General features: G+C 66.8%; 4 protein-coding genes and 2 tRNA genes. 3 read left to right on the top strand and 3 right to left on the bottom strand.

Annotated elements, in window-relative coordinates; all coding sequences use genetic code 11:
- The coding region (locus QZW52_RS09950) for an NAD(P)H-hydrate dehydratase (protein WP_293998016.1) at window positions 1-1,305 on the top strand (1,305 nt) is incomplete at its 5' end.
- 31 nt (window positions 1,306-1,336) lie between these two features.
- On the opposite strand, the gene rnr is transcribed toward QZW52_RS09950, so the two are convergent.
- Window positions 1,337-3,610: a ribonuclease R gene (gene rnr / locus QZW52_RS09945; protein WP_293998014.1), complete on the bottom strand. Its 2,274-nt coding sequence runs from the start codon at window positions 3,608-3,610 to the stop codon at window positions 1,337-1,339.
- Between the two features lie 88 nt (window positions 3,611-3,698).
- On the opposite strand from rnr, the gene QZW52_RS09940 reads away from it, so the two are divergent.
- Both QZW52_RS09940 and QZW52_RS09935 read left to right on the top strand, forming a co-directional pair.
- A tRNA-Leu gene (locus QZW52_RS09940) sits at window positions 3,699-3,783 on the top strand.
- A gap of 81 nt (window positions 3,784-3,864) precedes the next feature.
- Window positions 3,865-3,949 (top strand) — tRNA-Leu (locus QZW52_RS09935).
- Between the two features lie 127 nt (window positions 3,950-4,076).
- Here the strand turns inward: QZW52_RS09935 and QZW52_RS09930 are convergent.
- On the bottom strand, window positions 4,077-4,598 hold the full coding sequence (locus tag QZW52_RS09930) for a phosphoribosyltransferase (protein WP_293998012.1): 522 nt from the start codon (window positions 4,596-4,598) through the stop codon (window positions 4,077-4,079).
- A gap of 36 nt (window positions 4,599-4,634) precedes the next feature.
- Complete coding sequence (locus QZW52_RS09925; RefSeq protein ID WP_293998010.1) at window positions 4,635-5,984, bottom strand: adenylosuccinate synthase; 1,350 nt, start codon at window positions 5,982-5,984, stop codon at window positions 4,635-4,637.
- Between the last annotated feature and the right edge of the window lie 52 nt (window positions 5,985-6,036).

The following is a 6,036-nucleotide window of genomic DNA, read 5'->3' as shown; positions in this document are numbered from 1 at the left end:
ACGGCGGCCCGTGCCATCGAGGCATTCGCCGCGCAGACACTGGGACCGCAGACGCTGCTGGAGCGCGCTGGCGGCGCCGTGGCGCGCCTGGCCATGGCGCTGACCCCCCACGCCCGGTCCACCACCGAGGCGGACGAGGCCCCGACCGATCTGGTCATCGATGCCCTGCTCGGCAGCGACCTGACCCTCCCGGTCAGTGGCGAGATGGCGCAGGCGATCCGCTGGGTGCAGCAGCAGGCCGCCCCGGTGCTGGCGGTGGACGTGCCCTCCGGCTTGCCAGGGGACACAGGCGCGCTGGCACCGGGCGCGCCGTGCGTGCAAGCCCGCTGGACACTGGCACTGCTGACGCTGGCCCCTGGCCTCTTCACTGCCCACGGCCGCGACCCGTCCGGCGAGGTCTGGTGGGACGACCTCGGGGTGCCGACGCTGCCCGCCGGACCACCGACGCCGGTGGCCTGGCTGCACAGCCCGGTCGGCACCGATGCCGGCGGACCGGTCCGCCGGCACGGGCAGCACAAGGGCAGTTTTGGCGATGTCTGGGTGCTGGGCGGTGGCCGGTCGATGGCCGGTGCGGCGCTGCTGGCAGGACGGGCGGCGCTGGGCGTGGGCGCCGGTCGGATCTACGTCCACCTGCTCGATCCCGGTGCGCCGCGGCTCGATCCGCAGCACCCGGAGCTGATGCTGGCCGACGCCCCCGACGCCCTGCGCCTGCAGGCCGCCACGGCAGTAATCGGCTGTGGTGGCGGACCAACCCTGCGTGACCACTTGCCTGGCGCGCTGCACCATGCCGCCCGGCTGGTGCTGGATGCCGACGCGCTGAATGCGCTGGCCGAGGCGCCTGCGCTGTGCAACGCACTGCGCGGACGGCGTGAACGCGGCCTGCCCACGGTGCTGACGCCGCACCCGCTGGAGGCGGCGCGCCTGCTGGGCTGCAGCGCCGCCGAGGTCCAGGCCGACCGCTTCCACGCGGTGCGAACGCTGGCCAGCCGCCTGGGCGCCGCCGTGGTCCTCAAAGGCTCCGGCAGTCTGGTGGTCCTGCCAGACGCAGGCGCCATTGCGTGGATCAACACCAGCGGCAACGCGGCGCTGGCCACACCGGGCAGCGGCGACGTGCTGGCCGGCTGGATCGCCGGGCTGTGGAGCCAGTTGGCCGGTGGCCGCGAGGGCCTGGACGTGGCGCAGCGGTGGTCCGATGCCGAGTGGGCGGCCAGACAGGCGGTGTACCGGCACGGACTGCGTGCCGAGCAGCACAGCGCGACCGGCAGCGTGCTGGTCGCCAGCCGGCTGATCCCGGACGGGCACTGAGCAGGCTGCGATTCGGGCGTGGCCCAGCGCCTCAGCGTTTGCCGCCCGAGGATTTGCCCGCCGCCTTGCCCGCCGCCTTGCCGGGCACCTTGCTGCTGGCCGTCTTGCCTGCCCGCGGGCTGGATTTGCGTGCGGTCGCCTTGCGCGTGGCACGGCGCACCTCCCGGTCAGCATCCTGGAGCGACACCAGCTCGTCCTGTGCGGTGGCGTGGCGTTCGCGGACGGACTTCGGTGCCGCCGTCGGCGTCGTCGGTGCCATCAGCGGGTCGCGCACCAGCCGGAAATCGATCCGGCGTCCGTCCAGATCGACGCGGCTGACCTGGACCCGGATGCGCCCGCCCACCGCGTACCGCACCCCCGTGCGCTCGCCGCGCAGCTCGTGGCGCACATCGTCGTAGCGGAAATACTCGCCGCCCAGCTCGGTGATGTGGACCAGACCCTCGACGTACAGATCGTCGAGCTGCACGAACAAGCCGAAGCTGGTGACGGAGCTGACCGTGCCGGTGTATTCCTCGCCGAGCCGGTCGCGCATGAACTTGCACTTCAACCAGGCTTCCACGTCACGCGACGCTTCGTCGGCGCGGCGCTCGTTGGCGCTGCAATGGGCACCAGCGGCCTCCCAGACCTCCAGATCACGGGGCGCGATGCCCTCGACGCGGGGCGCCGGGCCTGGCACCTTGGCCGGTTGGCGGCGCCGGGGTGGCGGTGGCAGACGCCCGGCGGCTGGCGCTTTCACCACCAGCCCATATTTCTTGCCCACCAGCAGCCCCTTGATGACCCGGTGGACCAGCAGGTCCGGATAACGCCGGATCGGGCTGGTGAAGTGGGTGTAGGCGCTGTAGGACAAGCCGAAGTGGCCGTTGTTGAAGGGGGTGTAGATCGCCTGCTGCATGGAGCGCAGCAGCATGGTGTGGATCTGCGCTGCGTCCGGTCGGTCGCGGGTCTGCTGCGCCAGGGCCTGCAGCTCGCCTGGCGTCGGCTCGTCGCTGACCGTGAGGCTCAGGCCGAGGCTGCGCAGGTAGTTTTGCAGGGCCAGCCGCTTCTCGGGCGTCGGGCCTTCGTGGACGCGGTAGAGCGAAGGGTGCTTGCCGGCCTGGATGAAGTCGGCGGCACAGACGTTGGCCGCGAGCATGGCCTCTTCGATCAGGCGGTGTGCCTCGGTGCGCACGCGCGGTACGATCTTGTCGATGCGGCCGTTGTCGTCGCAGACGATCTGGGTCTCGGTGGTCTCGAAATCGATGGCCCCACGGCCCGCGCGCTGCTTGAGCAGGACACGGTAGACCTCGTGCAGGTGCAGCAGATGCGGCACGAGATGCTTCTGGCGCTGGGCCTCCGGTCCACGGGTGTTCGAGAGCACGGCCGCCACCTCGGTGTAGGTCAGCCGGGCATGGGAGCAGATGACGGCCGGGTAGAACTGGTAGGCCGTGACCTCGCCGTCCCCATCGACCAGCATGTCGCAGACCATGGACAGGCGGGACTGGTTCGGGTTGAGCGAGCACAGGCCGTTGGAGAGCTTCTCCGGCAGCATGGGGATGACGCGCCGTGGAAAGTAGACCGACGTGGCCCGCTCGTAGGCGTCGCCATCGAGGGGGTCGCCCGGCTTGACGTAGTGGCTGACGTCGGCAATGGCCACCAGCAGGCGCCACCCCTTCTTGCGCCCGACCTTTGCCGGCTCGCAATAGACGGCGTCGTCGAAGTCACGGGCATCTTCGCCATCGATCGTGACCAGCGGCACATCGGTCAGATCGACCCGGTGCTTCATGTCGGCCGGGCGCACCTTGTCGGGCAGCTTGCCGGTCTGGGCCAGCGTCTCGGGTGAAAAGCGGTGCGGCACTTCGTACTTGCGCACGGCGATCTCGATCTCCATGCCGGGGTCGTCGATGTCGCCCAGTACCTCGGTGATGCGGCCGACCGGCTGGGAATGCAGCGAGGGTGGCTCGGTCAGCTCGACCGCCACCACCTGGCCCGCCTCGGCATTGGCGGTCGCGTTCTTCTGGATCAGGATGTCCTGCCCATAGCGTTTGTCTTCGGGTGCGACGACCCAAACGCCGTTTTCCAGCAGCAAGCGCCCGATGATCGGCGTCTTGCGGCGCTCCAGGATGTCCAGAACCCGCCCCTCGGGGCGCCCTTTCCGGTCAAGCCGCATGACCCGCACCCGCACCCGGTCGTGGTGCAGCACGGCCCGCATTTCCTGCGGTGCCAGATAGATGTCGGCCTCCCCGCTGTCGAGCACGACAAACCCGTGCCCATCGCGGTGGCCCTGCACCGTGCCATCGACTTCATTCGATACATGACTGTTGTTCAACGAGAGTCCTTGCAATTAACTTTTGAGCCATGCTACACTAGCGTTCTGCGCTGCTTAGGAAGAAATTCCCTTCAGCAAAGAAGCTAAAGCCCAGATGGCGGAATTGGTAGACGCACTAGTTTCAGGTACTAGCGGGTAACTCCGTGGAGGTTCGAGTCCTCTTCTGGGCACCAATGAGATTCAGCATACGCCGAATCTCGCCACTTGCACAGACCGATGAAATCCAGGTCTGTGTTCGTATTCAGGATTTCAAAGCCCAGGTGGCGGAATTGGTAGACGCACTAGTTTCAGGTACTAGCGGGTAACTCCGTGGAGGTTCGAGTCCTCTCCTGGGCACCAACACCATCAGAAAAAGCCAGCTTTCGAGCTGGCTTTTTCATTTTCCGGATGCATCGTCCCTCCTCCCCAGAAACTCAAAAAAACCCGCTGACCTGTCGGTGCAGCGGGTTGCGCCTGAATCAACAGATCACACCGACAGCTTGCGGGTCAGTGCATCCGGTCGCATGGCGTCATATTCCTCGAACGGCTGGTGTATCCATGGGCTGGTGGGCAGCGATTCGACGAAGTAATCGGGCGTATAGCAAGAAACCCCCTTCACCCACAGCACCGCGGAACGCAGCTCGCGGATCGAGGGCATTCCCCGCAGGCGGTCTACCACCGCCTGCAAGGTCACGCCGGAATCCGCCAGGTCATCGACCAGCAGCACCCGCCCCGCCAGTTCGCCCTTGGGCATGGTGATGTACGTGGCCATGTCCAGCCGGCCCTGGATCGTGCCGCTTTCAGCGCGGTAGGAACTCGTGGCCATGATCGCCAGCGGCTTGTCGAACACCCGTGACAGGACATCACCAGGACGCAGACCACCACGCGCCAGACACAGGATCTGGTCGAACTCCCACCCCGACTGGTGAACCTTGATGGCGAGTTTCTCGGTCAGCAGGTGGTATTCGTCCCAGGACACATACAGGTGTTTGCCGTCATCGGTGAGCATGTGGATTCCTTGTACTTGCGTGGTCGGGGCGGACATTCAGTCCTTGTAGGGATGGCGCAGCAGGATCGTGTGGTCGCGGTCAGGGCCGGTCGAGACCATGGCGATCGGCGTCGCGATGAACTCCTGCACGCGCTCCAGGTAACGGCGTGCATTCAGCGGCAAGTTGTCCCAGGACGTGATGCCGAAAGTCTTTTCCGTCCAGCCCGGAAACACTTCGTAGACTGGCTGGCAGTGGACGATCTCGTCGGCATCAAGCGGCAGGATGCCCACACGCTCACCGTGCAAGTCGTAGCCGATGCACATGCGGATCTCGTCGAGACCGTCCAGCACGTCGAGCTTGGTCATGCACAGACCGGTGATGCCATTGATCAGCATGGCGCGCTTGAGGGCTGCGCCATCGAGCCAGCCACAGCGGCGTGCGCGGCCCGTGACGGTGCCACGCTCCTGCCCGACCGTGGAGAGGTGGTAGCCCACGGTACCCGGCTCGTCCATCGGCAGCTCGGTCGGGAACGGACCCGAGCCGACGCGCGTGGTGTACGCCTTGGTGATGCCCAGCATGTAGTGCAGCAGATGCGGGCCGACACCGGAGCCAGCCGCGGCGTTGCCCGCCACGCAGTTGCTGGAGGTGACATACGGGTAGGTGCCATGGTCGATGTCGAGCAGCGTGCCTTGCGCGCCTTCGAACAGGATGCTGCCACCCGCCCGGTTGGCCGCGTCGATCCGCACGCCGACATCGGCCATCATGGGCTTGAGGTGTTCGGCCATTTCCATCGCATGGTCGAAGATGGGCTGGAACTGCAGCGCCTGGCTGTTCAGATAGCCCTCCAGCGCAAAGTTGTGCAGCGCCAGCAGCTCGCGCAGCTTCCTGGCGAAACGATCCGGATGCTTCAGATCCTGCACGCGCAGGGCGCGGCGGGCCACCTTGTCCTCGTAGGCCGGGCCGATGCCCTTGCCCGTGGTGCCGATCTTGCCGGCGCCGCTCGTCTCGCGCAGGGCTTCCCGTGCCTTGTCCACCTCGACGTGGAACGGCAGGATCAGCGGGCACGATTCACTGATGAACAGGCGCGAGCGCACATCCAGGCCAGCGGCTTCGAGGCGGCCGATTTCCAGCAGCAGATGCGCGGGATCGACCACGACACCGTTACCGATGTAGCAGGCGACGCCCGCACGCATGATGCCCGAGGGGATCAGTTGCAGCGCCGTCTTGACGCCGTTGATGACCAGCGTGTGGCCCGCGTTGTGACCCCCCTGGAAGCGCACCACCCCGGCGGCGTGGTCGGTCAGCCAATCGACGACCTTGCCCTTGCCCTCGTCACCCCATTGCGTGCCGACAACGACGACATTGCGCCCACGAACTTCTGCAGACGCAGCACTGCGTGTATCCATCTCAAGTATCCGATCGAAAGGAAAAGTCCGGTCAGTGGCCAAGGTGCCGACG

This window comes from Sphaerotilus sp., assembly GCF_013299175.1.
Taxonomy (GTDB): domain Bacteria; phylum Pseudomonadota; class Gammaproteobacteria; order Burkholderiales; family Burkholderiaceae_C; genus Sphaerotilus.
The sequence above is the reverse complement of the archived record's forward strand: the minus strand, read 5'-3'. Positions and strand labels throughout refer to the sequence as shown.